The sequence below is a fragment of the Pseudomonas sp. PDM02 genome (assembly GCF_014852285.1).
Classification (GTDB): Bacteria; Pseudomonadota; Gammaproteobacteria; order Pseudomonadales; family Pseudomonadaceae; genus Aquipseudomonas; species Aquipseudomonas migulae.
Genome location: NZ_JACVBL010000004.1, coordinates 64,724 through 81,872, shown reverse-complemented (window position 1 = coordinate 81,872; position 17,149 = coordinate 64,724). Strand labels below are relative to the sequence as shown.

The following is a 17,149-nucleotide window of genomic DNA, read 5'->3' as shown; positions in this document are numbered from 1 at the left end:
ACAGGCCCGAAAACGGCTGCATTTAATCGGATGCAAATGAAAAACAGCCTCGAAATTGGCGTCTGTCGCGCTAAACTGCGCACCTTGGCCGACATCGGCCGGACCGGTTGAGGGCTCGACAGCCCTGAAACCCACGAATTCCCAGAAAGAGTACCGATCATGACCCAAGTCAAACTGACCACCAACCACGGCGACATCGTCCTGGAACTGAACGCCGAGAAAGCCCCGATCACCGTGGCCAACTTCATCGAGTACGTTAAAGCCGGTCACTACGAAAACACTGTTTTCCACCGCGTCATCGGTAACTTCATGATCCAGGGCGGCGGTTTCGAGCCAGGCATGAAAGAAAAGAAAGACAAGCGCCCAAGCATCCAGAACGAAGCCGACAACGGTCTTTCCAACGACAAATACACCGTCGCCATGGCCCGCACCATGGAGCCGCATTCGGCTTCCGCCCAGTTCTTCATCAACGTCGCTGACAACAGCTTCCTGAACCACAGCGGCAAGAACGTTCAGGGCTGGGGCTACGCAGTGTTCGGCAAAGTGACCGCCGGTACCGACGTTGTCGACAAGATCAAAGGCGTGTCCACCACCTCCAAGGCCGGCCACCAGGACGTACCAGCAGACGACGTGATCATCGAGAAAGCCGAGATCATTGAGTGATATTGCTGATTTCAGACTTGCATCTGGAAGAGGAGCGCCCGGACATCACCCGGGCGTTTCTGGATTTGCTCGCCGGACGCGCCCGCTCGGCGAGTGCGTTGTACATCCTCGGCGACTTTTTCGAAGCGTGGATTGGCGACGATGCCATGACGCCCTTCCAGCGTTCCATCTGCCAGGCCCTGCGCGACCTCAGCGACAGCGGCACGGCGATTTTTCTGATGCACGGCAATCGCGACTTCATGCTCGGCCAGGCCTTTTGCAAACAGGCCGGTTGTACGTTGTTGAAGGACCCGAGTGTCGTGCAGTTCAACGGCGAGCCGGTGCTCTTGATGCACGGCGACAGCCTCTGCACCCGCGACGAAGCTTATATGAAGCTGCGTCGTTACCTGCGCAACCCGATCACCCTGTTCATCCTGCGCCACTTGCCGTTGCGCACCCGCCATAAACTGGCGCGCAAACTGCGCAGCGAAAGCCGTGCGCAGACGCGGATGAAGGCCAATGACATTGTCGATGTCACGCCGGACGAAGTGCCACGGGTGATGCAGGCCTATGGAGTGAAAACCCTGATCCACGGGCACACCCATCGCCCGGCCATCCACAAGTTGCAGATTGGCGAGCAAGCGGCCAAGCGCATTGTGCTGGGGGATTGGGATCGCCAAGGGTGGGCGTTGCAGGTGGATGAGAGCGGGTTTGCGTTGGCGCCGTTTGATTTCGGCCCCCCGCGCGTTACCGTTGAATGAGGTCCCTGTAGGAGCGAGGCTTGCCCGCGAAGGGGTCGTATCATTCAACATTGATGTCGACTGACACACCGCCTTCGCGGGCAAGCCTCGCTCCTACAGGGATTCGCTCAATGGCCGGAGGCCGCGGGCCCGGCCTTTGCGGCAAACGGCGGTTTCGCCAGCCACACCAGCACGATCAATCCCATGAACGCCCACCCCAGCAACGTGAAGTAATCCACGGTGGAGAGCATGTACGCCTGGCTGGTCAGCACATGATCGAGCTGCGCATACGCCGGGTTGTTCGCACCGCCCAGCGCATTCAGGGCCTCGCGGGTCGCCGGTTCGTAGGTGCTGATGCTCTCGCTCATGTACGCGTGATGCTGATCCGCCCGGCGAATCCAGATCCACGTGGTCAACGACGCCGCAAAACTGCCGCCCAGTGTCCGCAGGAACGTCGCGAGGCCCGCGCCATCGGCAATCTGGCTCGGTGGCAGGTCCGACATCAAAATGCTCAAGGTCGGCATGAAGAACAGCGCCACGCCAATGCCCATGAACAGTTGCACCAGGGCGATGTGCTGGAAGTCCACTTCGTTGGTGAACCCGGCGCGCATGAAGCAGCTGAGGCCAATTGCCAGGAACGCCAGGCCTGCCAAAAGCCGCAGGTCGAACTTGTGCGCGTACTTGCCGACAAACGGCGAGAGGATCACCGGCAGAATCCCGATCGGCGCCACCGCCAGCCCGGCCCACGTTGCCGTGTAGCCCATCTGCGTTTGCAGCCATTGCGGCAGGATCAGGTTGATGCCGAAGAACCCGGCGTAACCCAACACCAGCACAATCGTGCCGATGCGAAAGTTGCGATACGCGAACAAGCGCAGGTTGACCACCGGGTGTTTGTCGGTCATTTCCCAGATCACGAACACCGCCAGCGCAATCGCGGAAATGGCAGCGCCGATGAGGATGAAATTCGATTCGAACCAGTCGAGGTCGTTGCCCTTGTCGAGGATCACCTGCAACGCGCCGACACCGATGATCAACGTGATCAGGCCGACGTAATCCATTGGCTGATAACTGGTCACCACCGGCCGCGCCTTGAGCTGCGAACGCACCACCATCACCGCGAAAACCCCGATTGGCACGTTGATGAAGAAGATCCACGGCCAGCTATAACTGTCGGTAATCCAGCCGCCCAGAATCGGCCCGGCAATCGGCGCCACCACCGTGACCATCGCCAGCAACGCCAGGGCCATGCCGCGCCTGGCGGGTGGATAGACCGCGATCAGCAGCGTCTGGGTCATCGGGTACAACGGCCCGGCCACCAGACCTTGCAACACCCGAAAGCCAATCAGCTCCGGCATCGAGGTGGAAATACCGCAGAGAAACGAAGCCAGCACAAACAGGATCGTCGCCCACAGAAACAGTTTCACTTCGCCAAAGCGCCGACTGAGCCAGCCAGTCAGCGGCAGCGCAATCGCATTGCTCACCGCAAACGAGGTGATCACCCAGGTGCCCTGCTCCGAACTCACGCCCAGGTTGCCGGAAATCGTCGGCAACGCCACGTTGGCGATGGTGGTGTCGAGCACTTGCATGAAAGTCGCCAGCGACAGGCCGATGGTGCTGAGCAGCAGGCTGGGCGGGGTGAAAGACGCGTTATTGCTCATCGCGAATCCTTTGAAACCTGATGGGCGCTGCGCCCCTTACAGACGCAGCTGACCGTGTAGGAGCGAGCTTGCTCGCGATGGTGGTCCAGACAACGCGGGTATCCAGACAGCCGCGCGTTATCGTTGACATCCATCGCGAGCAGGCTCGCTCCCACAGGGTCGGTGTCATGGCGAATCAGCGTTGCGCGGTTTTGCTGACCGCTGCGCTGTTGTCGTGGATCAACTGCGTGATCATCGCGTCGGCCTCGGCCAACTGACGGTCGTAGACGCTGGTGCTGAACGACGCCTTTTGCGGCGGCTGTTGCGCCAGCACCGGGCCGCTCCGGTCGCGCAGGTTCACATCGACCTGAGTCGACAGGCCCACGCGCAACGGGTGCTTGGCCAGTTCTTCGGCGTTGATGTGAATCCGCACCGGCACACGCTGCACGATCTTGATCCAGTTCCCGGTGGCGTTCTGCGCCGGCAGCAAGGCAAACGCACTGCCGGTGCCCGCGCCGAGGCTGTCGATGGTGCCGCTGAATTTCACGTCGCTGCCGTACAGGTCAGCCTGGATATCCACCGGTTGGCCAATGCGCATGTCGCGCAGTTGGGTTTCCTTGAAGTTGGCGTCGATCCACAACTGATCCAGTGGAATGACGGCCATCAGCGCGGTGCCCGGCTGAACCCGTTGACCGAGTTGTACCGAGCGCTTGGCGACGTAACCGGTCACCGGTGCAATCAGAGTGCTGCGGGAATGGTTCAGGTACGCCTGGCGCAGTTGCGCGGCGGCCGACATCACGTCCGGGTGCGACGACACCACGGTGTCATCCACCAGGGCGCTGGTGGTTTTCAGCTGCTGTTTGGCGTTGGCCAGGGCGTTTTGCGCCGAGGTCAGGTCATCGCGAGCGTGGGACAGTTCTTCCTGGGAAATAGCCCCGCCCGCCGCGAGATTTTTCCGGCGGTTGAAGTTGTCCTGAGCCTTCTGCACTTCCGCCTGCTGGGCGTTGACCTGGGCTTTCATGCCGTCGACGTTGCTGTACAAGCCGCGCACCTGACGCACGGTGCGCGCCAGGTTGGCCTGGGCACTTTGCAGACCGACTTCAGCGTCGTTCGGGTCGAAATTCACCAGTACCTGGCCTTCATGAACCAGGTCACCGTCATCAGCGCCGATGCTCACGACGGTGCCGGTGACCAGCGGAGTGATTTCCACCACGTTGCCGTTCACATAGGCGTCGTCGGTGCTTTCATTCCAGCGCCCGTAGAATTCGTGATAACCCCAGACGCCGACACCGGCGAGGACCACCACGATGGCCAGGACCACCAGCATGACTTTGCGTTTGCGCGGGTTGCTGGTGTCCTGCGGGTTGCCGGAGGTTTGTGTGTTTTGTGCAGTGGCCATGACCATTACCTTGAATTAGTTGTGCTGCGTGGCTGGGGTTGCGTTGGCCGCGGTCAGGGTTTCGCCCTGAAAACCGCCGCCCAGCGCCTGCATCAGTTGGATCGACAGGTCGATCTGCTCGGCATTCAGGTTGGCCAGCTGACGCTGGGCCTGGAGCAATTGCTGCTCGATGCTGAGCACGTCCAGGTAGTTGCCGATGCCGGAACCGTACCGCTGGACCACGGTGTTGTAAGAATCCTGGGCAATGTCGGTGGCGTGCTGCTGAGCGCCGATCTGCCGGCCGATGTCACGCAACTGGTTGATGGTGTCGCTGACATCACCGAGGGCTTTCACCAGGCTTTTGTTGTACTGCGCAACGGCGAGGTCGTAATCGGCGTCGCGGGCATCGAGGTCGGCGCGCAGGCGGCCGCCGTCGAAAATCGGCAGGGAAATGGTCGGTGCGATGTTGAAGAAACGACTGGCGGACCCAAACATCGCGTCACCCAGCAACGACTCGGCACCGGCCGCCGCGCTGAGGTTCAGGTTGGGATAGAACCGGGTCTTGCCGGCGTCGATGCTCTTGCTCGCCGCCTCGACCCGCCAGCGCGCGGCCACCAGATCGGGACGACGACCGAGCAACTCGGCGGGCAGGACCGACGGCAAAGCCACGGCGCTGGCCTGAAGAATCTTCGGCCGGGCGATTTCATTGCCGCGATCCGGGCCTTTGCCGAGCAAGACCGCCAAGGCGATTTTCGCGCTTTGCAGGCGTTTCTCGGCGTCGATCAAGCTGGCTTCAGACGTGGCTTCCAGGCTTTCGGTTTGCTGGAACTGGTACTGGCTGTCGATCCCGGAGCTCAGGCGACGCTGGCTCAGGTCGAGCATTTGCCGGGTGCGCTTGAGGTCTTCGTTGGCGAGGTCATAAACGATGTGCGCCTGCCCCAGATCGCTGTAGGCGCGAGCGACGTCGGCAGACAACGTCAGCTGCGCGGCCTGCTGATCGACTTCGGCAGCCCGGGCTTGGCCCAACGCAGCTTCCCAGGCGTCGCGCTGACCGCCCCAGAGGTCGAAGTTGTAATTGAAACTGGCGCCGATGTTGCGCACGGTGGAGTAGGCATCGCCCTCGCCCCTCGGGTCTTGATCCCGGGCCAGACGCGAACGGCTGACGCCGGCGCTGGCATCGAGGGTCGGCATCCGCGCGGCGTCGGCGGCATACGCGGCGGCGCTGGCCTGATGGGCGCGGGCGTCGGCGATCTGCATGTCGGGGCTGTCGTGCAGGGCTTCGCGGATCAGACCGTCGAGCTGCGGGTCGCCGAGGCTTTTCCACCAGTCGCTTTTCGGCCAGGCCGCAGGCGACAGGGTCACGCCGCTGAGGGATTGCCCGGCCTTGAGGGTTTTCGCATCGAGGCTTTTGCCTTCGGTGGTCAGGCCGCTGTAGCTGGCGCATCCGGCCAGGGTCATGGCCGCGAGCACCAGGCCCAGGCCGGCGCGCAAGGTTTTGCTGCTCATTTGTCACCTACCCGCAGCAGCGTGATCGAGTCACCGGCTGCCACCAAAATTTTCTTCAGGATCTGTTCCAGGGTTTTCAGCTCATCCGGAGTGATCGCACCGGCCAGTTCGTTCATCGCGTCGGCGCCGATCACCGGCAAGCGGTCAGCCAACTGCTGGCCTTGCTCAGTCAACACAAGCTGCACCTGACGGCGGTCCGCTTCGGAGCGTTGGCGGGCGAGGAAACCTTTCTGTTCCAGACGATCGAGCATGCGGGTCATCGAACCGCTGTCGAGTGACAGGTGCCGGCACAGCTCGGCCGGGGTATCGACGCCGTATTGGGCGATGATGATCAGCACTTTGAACTGCGCGGCGGTGATGCCGTGGGGTTCCATGTGCGTGTCGATGATCCGGTCCTTGAGCAGCGCGGCGCGCCCGAGCAGGAGACCGAGATGGCAGTTCTTGAATTCGTCCGGGGTGAAATGTTTCATCTGACCACCAATTAGCTGCCTAGGCAGAGAATGTATGTCGAGATGTTACTGCCTAGGCAGCCAATGTCAACGTAATAGTTAGGTTGCTTTGTATTTGATGGATAAATGGTGCGGATTTTGTGGCGGGCACAATGACGCCTTCGCGGGCAAGCCTCGCTCCTACAGGGATTACACCGAACCCGTAGGAGCGAGGCTTGCCCGCGAAGAAAGCAACTCGGTTTTGGAGAGGACGGGCGTTAGAAATCCCGCTTGTAAAAGATATCCAGCGAACTGGCCACGCCACCCGCCGCTTCGAGGTACACCTTCTTGCTCAGCTTGTAGCGCAGGGCAATGGTGTTGGCCGGCTCAAACACGCCAACGCCATAACGCAGGCTGAGCTTCTCGGAGATATTGCCGCTGGCGACCACACTCGTCGTATTGCCGCTGCCCTCGGTATCGAGCTGGAAATCCTGAATCCCCAGATCGCTGGCCAGTTTGCCGGTCACCCCGGCACTGCCCATCAGGCCCAACCCCAGCGCGGCCTGCGCCAGCATGTTGTTGTCTTCACCGGTGGTGCTCAGCGGACGCCCGAGCACCAGATAGGACAAGGCCTGTTCCTGGCTCATCGCCGGCTCGGAGAAGATCTGCGTGGCCGGCTGCTCGGCGCTGCCGCTCAGGCGAATACCGGCGATGACGTCGTCAGTCTGGCGAATCGCCTCGATGTCCAGGTACGGCTGATCGATCGGGCCGGCAAACAGCAAACGTGCCCGGCGCACCGTCAGCCGCTGGCCGTAGGCCCGGTAACGCCCGTCGTTGAGCCACAGCTCGCCGCGGGTGTCCATGTTGTCGCCGATGTGCACGTGCCCTTGCAGGTTGGCGGTCAGGCCAAACCCGGCGAAGCTGAGTTTGTCTTCGCCGACCGCCACGTCGATGTCCATTTTCATCGCCAGCGGCGGTTTGCCCTCTTCGGTCTGCGCACCAATGATCACCGTGTCATCAGAGACCTTGACCGTCGATGGCGGCAACTCGCGCACGGTGATTTCGCCTTTGGGTACCAGCACTTTGCCAGCGATGGCCAGCTCGTCGTCCTTCATCGAAATCTTCAAGTCCGGCGCCACTTCGAGCTTGGCGTACGGTTCGACAGTGACCGGCAATTGCGTGCCTTTGAGCGCCAGGTCCACCACCAGCGCCTGACCCCAGGCGATGCTGCCGGTCAAGCGGCCCTGCCCGCTCTTGCCGCTTTTCCAGCCACCGTTCAACTGCACGGTTTCGCCGGCGATCAGCGCTTGAAGCTGCAACGCTTCAAGGTCCATCGGCAATTCGGGGCCGGAAATCTCGCCGTCGCTGAGCAGCAGGTTGCCGTTGACCAAAGGCGCCAGCAGCCCACCGGAAATCGTGCCGCTGCCATTCAGGCGTCCGGTGAGTTTCTCGACCATCGGCACAAACGGTCGCGCCACGGACAGGTCGAGGCCATTGAGGCGGAACGCGCCGGTCAGCGGTTTGTTCTTCGGCAATGGATTGATCTGCGCCTGCACACTCAATTCGCCGAGCTTGCCGCCGACGAAGTTGAGGTCGGTGTCGATGCGCTTGGGCGTGAGTTTGCTGGTGAGTTTCAGGGTCTGGTAGGGGAAGTCCAGCCACTGATCCTTTTCCTTGATGCGCAGGGTGCCGCCGCTGGCATCAAGGCTGATCTGGCCGTTCGGGCCGCTGGCCGGCAGGTCCAGTTGCAGATCGGCGTTGAGCCGGCCCTTCCAGGCGAAATCCTTTGGCAGCCATTGCGCAAGGCTTTCAATCGGGAATTGCTTGAGGTGATAACGCAACTTCGGTTCCGGCATCAGGCGCTGGTCTTCACCGCACAGACTGGCCGGGCCGGACATCCAGCAATGGGCGCCGAAGTTGATTTTGCCGTCCGCCAGTCGTTCGAGTTTCGCCGGGTTTTGCAGCTTCCAGTCCTGGCCACCGGCCTGAATATCACCGCTGGCCAAACGTCCGCGCCAGTTGCCTTTGTCCAGATTGCCGTCGAGGCCCAGGGCCAGTTTCAGTTGCGGGCCTTGCAGGTCGAGTGTCAGTTTCTGGTTTTTGATATCACCCTGACCGCTGGCCGTCAGCGTGCCCAGCGACGTGTCGCCGGCCTGCATGCCGCTGCCCTTGAAATCGATTTTCGCCCGTTGCGCACTGTCGAGGGTCGCGTCGAGGTTCAGGCTTTGCAGGCGATTATCTTCGAAGGCCAGTTGCGTGCCTTGCAGCCCGAGCTTGCCTTGCGGTGCCTTGAGCGTGCCGGCGACATCGACGCGGCCATTGAGCTGGCCGCGCAGTTGCGGCCACAGCTGCGCCAGGCGCGACAGCTTGATGTCGATCTGGCCGGCGAGTTTCTGTTGCAGGCTGCCCTTGCCGGTGATGCTGTTGTCACCGAGGCGGATTTGCAGCGCGCTGAGGTTCCATTGCTCGCCGCTGCCATCGGCCTTGGCTTGCAGGATGGCCGGCTGGCCACGCAGTTTGCCCTTCAGATCGAGGTCCGCGTTCAGGCTGAGTTTTTCATTCTTCATCTCGCCTTTGCTGCGCAACGGTCCGGCCAGAGTGCCCGGCAATTCCGCGACCCAGTACGCCGGGTTGATCGCCGAGAGGTCCAGCGCGGTGTCCCAGGCAATGCCATCGGCAAATTGCAGGTTCAGGTGGCCTTCGGCCTTGCCCTGCCCGGCTTCGAGCTGGATTTGTTGCAGGTAGATTTTCGTCAGGTCGCCGGCGAACGGGCTGCTCAGGCTGAACGCCCCGGCCGGGCCATCCAGCGCAGCCTTGAAGTTGCCGAGGTATTTGCCGTCGGTGTAGGAGACTTCGCCGTTGAAGCTGCGCAATGCCACTTCAGGTTCGTCGATCAGCGGATAGAGCCGGTGCCAGGGGAAATCCAGCCAGTCGATTTTCGCCGTGGCGTTCAGGCCTTTACTCCAGTCCAGAACACCCGTGAGTTTGAGACTTTGCTTGTCGTTGGCGGTCAGGTCCAGCGCGGCGATCTGCGCGCCGTTGGCGTCGACTTTGCCTTGCAGCATCAGTGCAACCGGGCCTTGCTCAGCGGGCAGCGTGGCGTTGCCGCGCAATTGGTAGCCGTTTTTCAGGTCGCCGTCGCCGGTCAGTTCAAGCTGATTGAGTTGCAGAGTGTCCGGCAGGTCCGCACTGGGCTTGAAGCCGTCGGCGGTGATCCGCACCTTGGCCGGCAGGTTGTCCACCAGCGGCTGCAACTCGCCGGTCAGTTGGCCGTTCAGGTAACCGCTGCTGTCGGCGGTGAGCTTCAGGGTTTTCAGCAGGTCGCCGTTGATTTTCAGCGTCAGCGCCCAGGGCTCGGGCGCCGGCAGGGTCAGTTTGCCTTCAGCCTTGAGCGGCCAGTTGCCGCTGGGTTGCAGGAGACCGGACAGGTTCAGGCTGAGGTCGTCGCGTTGCAGTTGCACGGAGTCGATCTGCATCCCCTGCTCGGTCCAGTGCGCCGCCAGTTGCAGGCCTTTGAGTTCTTCGCTGCCGTTGAACAGCAAGCTGCCGACCTGCACGTCGCCCAGCTCGATGGCCAGTGGCAACTTCAGATCCGGCAAGGTGATCGGTCCGCTGCTCTGCTCTTCAGGACCCGGTGGAAATTGCAGGCTGACCTGATCGGTTTTCAGTTGCTCGATGCACAGGGCCATGCGCGTCAGGCACAACGGCGACCAGGCGAAAATCACCTTGCTCAGCTCAACCCGGCTGGTGTCCTGCTGCCAGACCAGATGATCGGCGCTCCACTGACCACCCAAACGGCCCTGGAAATTCTCGACCGTCAAACCCGGCACAAAGCCGAGCGCCCAGCGGCTGCCTGTCGCGGTGCCCAGCACCGTGGTCACGGCCAGCAGCACCAGCATCATCAGCGCCAGAATCGTCAGCAGCGTTACTTTCAAACCACGCTTCACAGCTCAGGCCCCATGGAAAAGTGCAGTCGTATGCCGCCGTCGTCGTCCATCGCGTGGGCCAGGTCGAGGCGAATCGGCCCCACCGGTGACACCCAGCGCACGCCGATACCGACGCCAGTCTTGAGATCAGGCAGTTCGAGTTTGTTGAAGGAATTGCCCTGATCGACGAACGTTGCGACCCGCCATTTTTCGGCGATGGAATACTGATACTCCACGCTTCCGGCAATCATGTAGCGGCCACCGATACGGTCGCCGTCGGAGTTTTCCGGGGACAGGCTCTGGTAGTCGTAACCGCGCACGCTCTGATCGCCACCGGCGAAGAAGCGCAGCGACGGCGGCACCGATTTGTAGCCATTGGTGGCACTGCCACCCACCTGCACCCGGCCGAGGAAACGGTGTTTATCAAAGACTGTGGTCAGGCCTTTGACCAGCGCGGTGCCGTAAAGCAGGTTGTTGTCGGAACCCAAGCCTTCCTTGGCCACTTTGGTTTCGAACTGCAGCCGATAGCCGTTGTGCGGGTCGATGCGATTGTCGCTTTTCAGGTAGGAATAGCTGACGCCGGGCATCAGCAGATTGCTCAGCCCCGAGTCATCGCCGAGTCGATACTCTTCGCGCTGCCATTTCAGCGACACCACCCGCTGCCAGCCGCTGGGCAACTTGCTGTGCCATTCGGGTCCGAGGGTCAGGAGTTTGCTCAGGCTGTCCTTGTCAGCGATTTCTTCGCTCTGATAACCACCGGCGAAGCGCAGTTTGTCGGTCAGCGGCGGGTCCAGCGGAATGTCATAGAACAACCCGACGTTTTGCCGTGGCGCCGAGACTTCGGTTTCCCAGCCATAGCTGTGGCCTTGAGGGTTGACCCAGTGCCGGGTCCAGTTGGCCTTGACCCGTGGGCCGACGTCCGTGGAATAGCCCAGGCCGAGGCCCATGGTCCGCGGCTTGCGGGTGTCGAGCTTGACGTCCACCGGGATCACATCGTTCTTGGACGCCGTCGGCGCGGCGTCGACGCGCACGCCTTCGAAGTACCCGCTTGCCTGCAGATTCTGATTCAGTTCGGCGATCAGTTCGGAGTCATAGGGCTCACCCGCCTTGAACGGCACCATGCGTTGCAGCAACTCTTCGTCGAACGGCGTATCGCCTTCGAAACTGACTTTACCCAAGGTGTAACGCGGGCCGCTTTCGTAGATCAGTTCGATGTCGGCAACGCCGGCTCGCGGGTCGACCGCGAGTTTCTGCCGGGTGAAATAACCGCTGAAGAAACCGTAACGCGAAGCCTGGTTCTGGATCAGCCGCTTGGCGTCTTCGTAGCGGCCATGATTGAGCACCGCGCCGGTTTTCAGCGCATTGCTTTTGGGCACACGAAAGGTTTTGAGGGAGGCCGCAGGGCCGTCGATGCGAATAGTGACATTGCGCAAATGCACAGGCTCGCCGGGATCGATGTTCATGACCAGGCGCGGTGTCTTGCCGCCCTTCACGTCCGTGTCGATCTGCGGCTGGTAATAACCCAAGGCCTGGGCGGCCTTGCGCGCCTGTTCTTCGGCGCCACGACTGAAGCGCAACAAGGCCTCCTCGTCACGATCGCCGAGGCTGCCGATATAGCCCTCTATATTGGCCTTCAGTTCATCGTTGGACGGTTTGATCCGCACATCCAATTCACTTTGCGCCAACGCCGCGCAGCTGGTGATCAGCATCAGCACGCCGCTGGTAATTCTTCCTGGAAACTTCATAGGCGCGGATGCTATCACGAGCGTGGGAGCGTGATAGAGCCTCGCGCCCCGCGAAAGTTCTACCGTTTTATGCCGAAGCGGTTTGCAGCACCTGTGGGTTGGCGTGGAAAAACACGTGCTCGCGGATCGGTCCTACCGCCACTTCACCGATTTCCTCGTAGCCCTGACGTTTATAGAACTCCAGATAACGCGGATTCCCGGTATCGAGGACTACACCCTGGGAATGCTCATCGACCGCGCACCAGTTATGGACCGCCTGCAGCAGTTGTTCGCCGAAGTGCTTGCCCTGAAATTGCGGGTGAACCCCCAGCAAGGGCAGCAGGTGCACCGAATCGGACGGCACGCAGGCCATCACCGCGTCGTGGTATTCGAGGTAGCGGCGGGTGCAGCGAAACCCGGTGCTGAGCACCATCCGCAGGCGCCACGCCCAGCTTTCAGTGATGCCCAGGCGTCGTTGCGGCGGCGCGATCAGCGCGATACCGATCAAGCGGTCGTTGACCAGCAGACCGATGGCCGGCAAATCCTGAAGAAAGTGTTGCTTGACCAGTTCCCGCACGGTGGCGCGTACACGCTGTTCATAACCGGGACGTTCGGCTTCGAAGAGGTAACCGAAGGTCGGTTCGTGGCGGTAGGCCTGGTACAACAGGGAGCGGGCTTCGCGGGAATAACCGCTGTCGAGCATGTGGATATCGGCTATGACGGTCGAGGTTTCGGGCATAACGGTCATTCTCCCCGGCGCGGCTCGGGTGGCTGCGCTCTTATTGGTACGAGCGTTTGGGTGGCTTCACAGTTCCCCAGACAGGTATAGACCAAAGTCAGGATCTTCATCGACTGAACTGGCCTCTTCGCGGGCAAGCCTCGCTCCTACAGGTGAATCAATTGGGTGCAACTCAAAACCTGTAGGAGCGAGGCTTGCCCGCGAAGAGGCCGGTACTGCCAATGAAGATCTGACAGAACACCGAGAATCCCCTCACCCCACACTGGCCCCAATCCCACAGGTCAGCTAGCATCGCCCTTTTGCCAGGACTGCCGACCATGAAGATCGTCTCCTTCAACATCAACGGGCTGCGCGCTCGTCCTCATCAGCTGGCGGCGCTGATCGAAAAGCATCAGCCGGACGTGATCGGCCTGCAGGAAACCAAGGTCCACGACGATCAATTCCCGCTGGCCGAAATCCAGGCGCTGGGCTATCACGTGTATTTCCACGGGCAAAAAGGTCACTACGGCGTTGCCCTGCTCTCGCGCAAGGAACCGCTGGAACTGCACAAAGGTTTCGTCACCGATGAAGAAGACGCCCAGCGCCGCTTCATTTGGGGCACTTTCGCCGACGCCAATGGCGTGCCGGTGACCATCATGAACGGCTATTTCCCACAGGGTGAAAGCCGCGACCATCCAACCAAATTCCCGGCCAAGGAACGTTTCTACAACGATCTTCAGCACCTGCTGGAAAGCCAGTTCAACAACGAACAGCCGCTGGTGGTGATGGGCGATGTGAACATTTCCCCGGAAGACTGCGACATCGGCATCGGCCCGGACAACATGAAGCGCTGGCTGAAAACCGGCAAATGCAGCTTCCTGCCGGAAGAACGCGAGTGGATGGCACGCTTGAAGAACTGGGGCCTGGTGGACAGCTTCCGCCACCTGAACCCGGACGTGGCCGACCGATTCAGCTGGTTCGACTACCGCAGCCGTGGCTTTGAGGATGAACCGAAGCGCGGGCTGCGGATTGACGTGATCATGGCGTCCCACGGCTTGTTGCCGCGCGTGAAGGATGCCGGCGTGGATTACGAGTTGCGCGGGATGGAAAAACCGTCGGACCACGCGCCGATCTGGCTTGAGTTGAGCTGATCCCCCGGCTCAACGCAACTCAACTGTAGGAGCAAGCTTGCTCGCGATAGCGGACTGTCAGCCAACTTAGATGTTGAATATCAGCCCCCATCGCTGGCAATCGAGCGTCGACCGGCCGCTCCTACAAGGTAAACTGTCATCTTTCAGAAACCTTACTGACTTAATCTCCCGGCACTTTCTTTGTTCTTTAAAGGTGCCGGCATGACGCTGCGCGTTTTCTTCCTGTTAATGCTGTGCGCCGGGCTGCCCATCACCGCGTCGGCCGCTGACTTGCCGACGCCCAAACAGGGACCGGTGCTGCGCATCCAGGGTTCCAACACCATTGGCGCGGCATTGGGCCCGGCGCTGGTCGAGGGCTTGATGCGCGAGCAAGGCTTGCTCAAGGTCCACAGCGAAACCCCGGACAAAGCCAACGAATTGCGCGTGGTCGGCGAAACCGCTCAGGGCCGCCGGGTCACGGTGGACATCGCGGCCCACGGTTCCAGCACCGGTTTCACCGCCCTGAAAAACGCCACGGCGGACCTTGCCGCCTCTTCGCGCCCGATCAAGGACAGCGAACTGCTGGCCCTGCAATCCCTCGGTGATCTGAAGAGCCCCGGCGCCGAGCAGGTCATCGCCATCGACGGCCTGGCAATCATCCTTCATCCGCAAAACCCGCTTAATCAACTGAACACCGAACAACTGGCGCAAATCTTCAGCGGTGAAGTGAGAACCTGGGAAGAACTCGGCGGCAGCGGCGGAGCCATTCACCTGTATGCACGGGATGACCAATCGGGCACGTACGACACGTTTAAGGAAGTGGTGCTCAGCCGTCGTGGGAAAACGCTGAACAGCGCAGCGAAACGTTTCGAATCCAGCGAGCAGTTGTCCGACGCGGTCAGCCTCGATCCGCAAGGCATCGGTTTTATCGGCCTGCCCTACGTGCGCCAGGCCAAAGCCGTGGCGATCGTCGATGGCCAATCCCAGGCCATGCCGCCGCTCAACAGCCTGATCGCCACGGAAGACTATCCGTTGTCGCGGCGGTTGTTCTTTTACCTGCCGCCCAACGCCAAAAACCCCTGGGCCGAAGCGTTGGTGGCGTTTGCGCAAAGCAGCAACGGCCAGGCCATCGTCGCGGCCAACGGGTTTATTGCCCAGACCGTCCAGGCGATGGCCGTTACGCCCAATGCATTGATGCCCGAGGGTTATCAGGCGCTCAGTCGCCACGCCCAGCGCTTGACCGTGAATTTTCGTTTCGAGGAAGGCAGCGCAACGCTGGACAACAAGGCCCGACAGGATCTGACGCGGGTGCTCGATTACCTCCAGCAGAACCAGAAAACCAACCGGCAGGTGACGTTGGTGGGGTTTGGCGATGCCAAGAGCGATCCGGCGCGGGCTGACCTGCTGTCGAAATTGCGGGCCATGGCGGTGCGGCGGGAGTTGGTGAAAAGCGGCGTGGTGTTTCGCGAGATTCGCGGTTTTGGCGCCGAGATGCCGGTGGCGGCCAATAGTGCGGATGAGGGGCGGATCAAGAATCGGCGGGTTGAGGTTTGGGTGTATTGATTGGGTTTTGAGTGTATATCCGTTGCTGCGGTAACGGCTTCTATTGGTTTCGCCCTTACGGCGAGTCACTTGGAGAAGCGCCAAGTAACCAAGCGCTCTTGCCCCTTTCGTTCGGTGCCTCGCCTAGGCTCGGCATACCCTCGCTCCGGTCCTGCTCCGTGGGCCCGCCGCCATCGGCCATCCATGGCCGGGGGCGGCTAACCCGGCATCCATGCCGGGTTGCCCACTGCGCAGAACCTCCACTCGGCCTCTCGAGGGGGCGCTCAGATCAAAAGCGGAAGGCGAGCTAACGCTCGGCCTGATGAGTGGTGAAGATCAAAGGCGTACGCGCGCCCTGTAGGAGCCGGCTTGCCGGCGAAAATCGTCTGGGCACCGCGTTCATTCAGACAGCCCGCGTTATCGTTGACGTCCATCGCCAGCAAGCTGGCTCCTACAAGGGAAATGCATATGCATTTGGATAAATACGATCAACTGTAGGAGCCGGCTTGCTGCGGGCGGCGTTCCGACGATGGCGGTGGGTCAGTCACCCTCCTTTTCGACTGGACGGACGCCATCGCCAGCAAGCTGGCTCCTACGGGGAAATGCATATGTGTTCGGAATGTACACGATCAACTGTAGGAGCCGGCTTGCCGGCGATGGCGGTGGGCCAGCCAACAAATTCATCGCCTGAACAGACGCTATCGCCAGCAAGCCGGCTCCTACAGGGGAGCGGTGTACATGTCGGGAATGAGTGAACGCATCAAAGAAGGACAACGCGGACAACTGAAGAGCCAGGTCGGCTTTCAGGCCGCCTCGGCGGCTGTGGCGGTGGTCGCCCCCTCGAGAGGCCAAGTGGAGGTTCTGCGCAGTGGGCAACCCGGCATGGATGCCGGGTTAGCCGCGCACGGCCAAGGATGGCCGATCGCGGCGGGCCCACGGAGCAGGACCGGAGCGAGGGCATGCCGAGCCTAGGCGAGGCACCGAACGAAAGGGGCAAAAGCGCTTTGGTTACTTTGGGGCTTTTCCAAAGTGACTCGCCGTAAGGGCGAAACCAATAGAAGCCGTTACCGCAGCAACGGATATGTACTCCGACAAAAAAATGATCGACTATCAGGCCGCCATCGCCAGCAAGCCGGCTCCCACAGAGGTTCCGGGGCCAGATGCTCAATCAGCCCAGCAGTTTCTCCAATTGCGCAACAGTATCCACCGCACCCAGCGTTTTCGCAGCATCCAACGCCGAAACCCCATTGGCATCCTTGGCCTTCGGATCCGCCCCTTTACTGATCAGGTAATCAACGATTTCCACGCGGTTGAACATCGCCGCCATCATCAACGCCGTGCGACCGTCAAACGAAGCACCTTCCACCAGCGCACCGCCCTCGACCAACGCCTTGACCACCGCCAGGTCCCCTTTGAACGCCGCGCCAGCAATCGGGCTCTGGCCATTGTCGTTGCGGATTTCCGGATCGGCCTTGTGCTCAAGCAGCACTTTCACCGTGTCCACATGGCCGTGGTAAGCGGCCAGCATCAGCAACGTGTCACCCTTGTGGTTGCGCAGGTTCGGCGGCAGGCCTTTGGTCAGCAGCGCAGCCATCATCGCCGCATCACCCTCGCGCGCCTTGTTGAAAACCTGTTCGGCAAATTCGGCGGCTTCTTCGGGGGTCATCTGGCGGCTTTGATCGGACATTGGAAACTCCACTTACAGTTATTCGCAAAGCCGACAGTTTCCCGAGCGCCCCCGACACTGTCACTTGTTTTTTCTCAAGGCACGCCATAGC

At 61.1% G+C, this 17,149-nt stretch carries 12 protein-coding genes; 4 read left to right on the top strand and 8 right to left on the bottom strand.

Features of this window, described 5'->3' with window-relative positions:
- The first annotated feature begins 159 nt into the window (after positions 1–159).
- Positions 160–663, top strand: coding sequence for a peptidylprolyl isomerase (locus IB245_RS08765; protein WP_008032775.1), 504 nt, complete (start codon positions 160–162; stop codon positions 661–663).
- Positions 660–1,403: a UDP-2,3-diacylglucosamine diphosphatase gene (gene lpxH / locus IB245_RS08760; protein WP_192227323.1), complete on the top strand. Its 744-nt coding sequence runs from the start codon at positions 660–662 to the stop codon at positions 1,401–1,403. The genes IB245_RS08765 and lpxH overlap by 4 nt, the downstream gene beginning before the upstream one ends.
- 107 nt (positions 1,404–1,510) lie before the next feature.
- Here the strand turns inward: lpxH and IB245_RS08755 are convergent, their stop codons facing one another.
- From IB245_RS08755 to IB245_RS08725, 7 genes are all read right to left on the bottom strand, one after another.
- Positions 1,511–3,040: a DHA2 family efflux MFS transporter permease subunit gene (locus IB245_RS08755; protein WP_008032779.1), complete on the bottom strand. Its 1,530-nt coding sequence runs from the start codon at positions 3,038–3,040 to the stop codon at positions 1,511–1,513.
- Positions 3,041–3,215: 175 nt separating this feature from the next.
- Positions 3,216–4,418 carry an efflux RND transporter periplasmic adaptor subunit gene (locus IB245_RS08750; RefSeq protein WP_192227322.1) on the bottom strand — a complete coding sequence of 401 codons (1,203 nt, stop codon included), beginning with the start codon at positions 4,416–4,418 and terminating at the stop codon, positions 3,216–3,218.
- A 15-nt stretch (positions 4,419–4,433) separates the two neighbouring features.
- Complete coding sequence (locus IB245_RS08745; RefSeq protein ID WP_192227321.1) at positions 4,434–5,903, bottom strand: efflux transporter outer membrane subunit; 1,470 nt, start codon at positions 5,901–5,903, stop codon at positions 4,434–4,436.
- Complete coding sequence (locus IB245_RS08740) at positions 5,900–6,373, bottom strand: MarR family winged helix-turn-helix transcriptional regulator (protein ID WP_008032787.1); 474 nt, start codon at positions 6,371–6,373, stop codon at positions 5,900–5,902. The genes IB245_RS08745 and IB245_RS08740 overlap by 4 nt, the downstream gene beginning before the upstream one ends.
- Positions 6,374–6,609: 236 nt before the next feature.
- Positions 6,610–10,278 carry a translocation/assembly module TamB domain-containing protein gene (locus IB245_RS08735; protein WP_192227320.1) on the bottom strand — a complete coding sequence of 1,223 codons (3,669 nt, stop codon included), beginning with the start codon at positions 10,276–10,278 and terminating at the stop codon, positions 6,610–6,612.
- A complete protein-coding gene (locus IB245_RS08730) occupies positions 10,275–12,002 on the bottom strand; it encodes an autotransporter assembly complex protein TamA (RefSeq protein WP_032832898.1) in 1,728 nt (575 codons plus the stop codon). Before IB245_RS08730 ends, IB245_RS08735 begins: the two co-directional genes overlap by 4 nt.
- A gap of 67 nt (positions 12,003–12,069) precedes the next feature.
- Positions 12,070–12,720, bottom strand: a complete 651-nt coding sequence (locus IB245_RS08725) for a GNAT family N-acetyltransferase (protein WP_192227319.1) — start codon at positions 12,718–12,720, stop codon at positions 12,070–12,072.
- Between the two features lie 317 nt (positions 12,721–13,037).
- Between IB245_RS08725 and xthA the strand changes: the two genes are divergently transcribed.
- On the top strand, positions 13,038–13,850 hold the full coding sequence (gene xthA, locus IB245_RS08720) for an exodeoxyribonuclease III (protein WP_008032791.1): 813 nt from the start codon (positions 13,038–13,040) through the stop codon (positions 13,848–13,850).
- Positions 13,851–14,051: 201 nt separating this feature from the next.
- A complete protein-coding gene (locus IB245_RS08715; protein WP_192227318.1) occupies positions 14,052–15,392 on the top strand; it encodes a substrate-binding domain-containing protein in 1,341 nt (446 codons plus the stop codon).
- A 1,147-nt stretch (positions 15,393–16,539) separates the two neighbouring features.
- Here the strand turns inward: IB245_RS08715 and IB245_RS08710 are convergent.
- Complete coding sequence (locus IB245_RS08710) at positions 16,540–17,058, bottom strand: ankyrin repeat domain-containing protein (protein WP_008031507.1); 519 nt, start codon at positions 17,056–17,058, stop codon at positions 16,540–16,542.
- Between the last annotated feature and the right edge of the window lie 91 nt (positions 17,059–17,149).

Coding starts and splice junctions, on each gene's coding strand:
- IB245_RS08725 (WP_192227319.1), bottom strand. CDS start 12,720: ATGCCCGAAACCTCGACCGTCATAGCCGATATCCACATGCTCGACAGC.
- xthA (WP_008032791.1), top strand. CDS start 13,038: ATGAAGATCGTCTCCTTCAACATCAACGGGCTGCGCGCTCGTCCTCAT.
- IB245_RS08730 (WP_032832898.1), bottom strand. CDS start 12,002: ATGAAGTTTCCAGGAAGAATTACCAGCGGCGTGCTGATGCTGATCACC.
- IB245_RS08740 (WP_008032787.1), bottom strand. CDS start 6,373: ATGAAACATTTCACCCCGGACGAATTCAAGAACTGCCATCTCGGTCTC.
- IB245_RS08750 (WP_192227322.1), bottom strand. CDS start 4,418: ATGGCCACTGCACAAAACACACAAACCTCCGGCAACCCGCAGGACACC.
- IB245_RS08745 (WP_192227321.1), bottom strand. CDS start 5,903: ATGAGCAGCAAAACCTTGCGCGCCGGCCTGGGCCTGGTGCTCGCGGCC.
- IB245_RS08715 (WP_192227318.1), top strand. CDS start 14,052: ATGACGCTGCGCGTTTTCTTCCTGTTAATGCTGTGCGCCGGGCTGCCC.
- IB245_RS08765 (WP_008032775.1), top strand. CDS start 160: ATGACCCAAGTCAAACTGACCACCAACCACGGCGACATCGTCCTGGAA.
- IB245_RS08710 (WP_008031507.1), bottom strand. CDS start 17,058: ATGTCCGATCAAAGCCGCCAGATGACCCCCGAAGAAGCCGCCGAATTT.
- IB245_RS08755 (WP_008032779.1), bottom strand. CDS start 3,040: ATGAGCAATAACGCGTCTTTCACCCCGCCCAGCCTGCTGCTCAGCACC.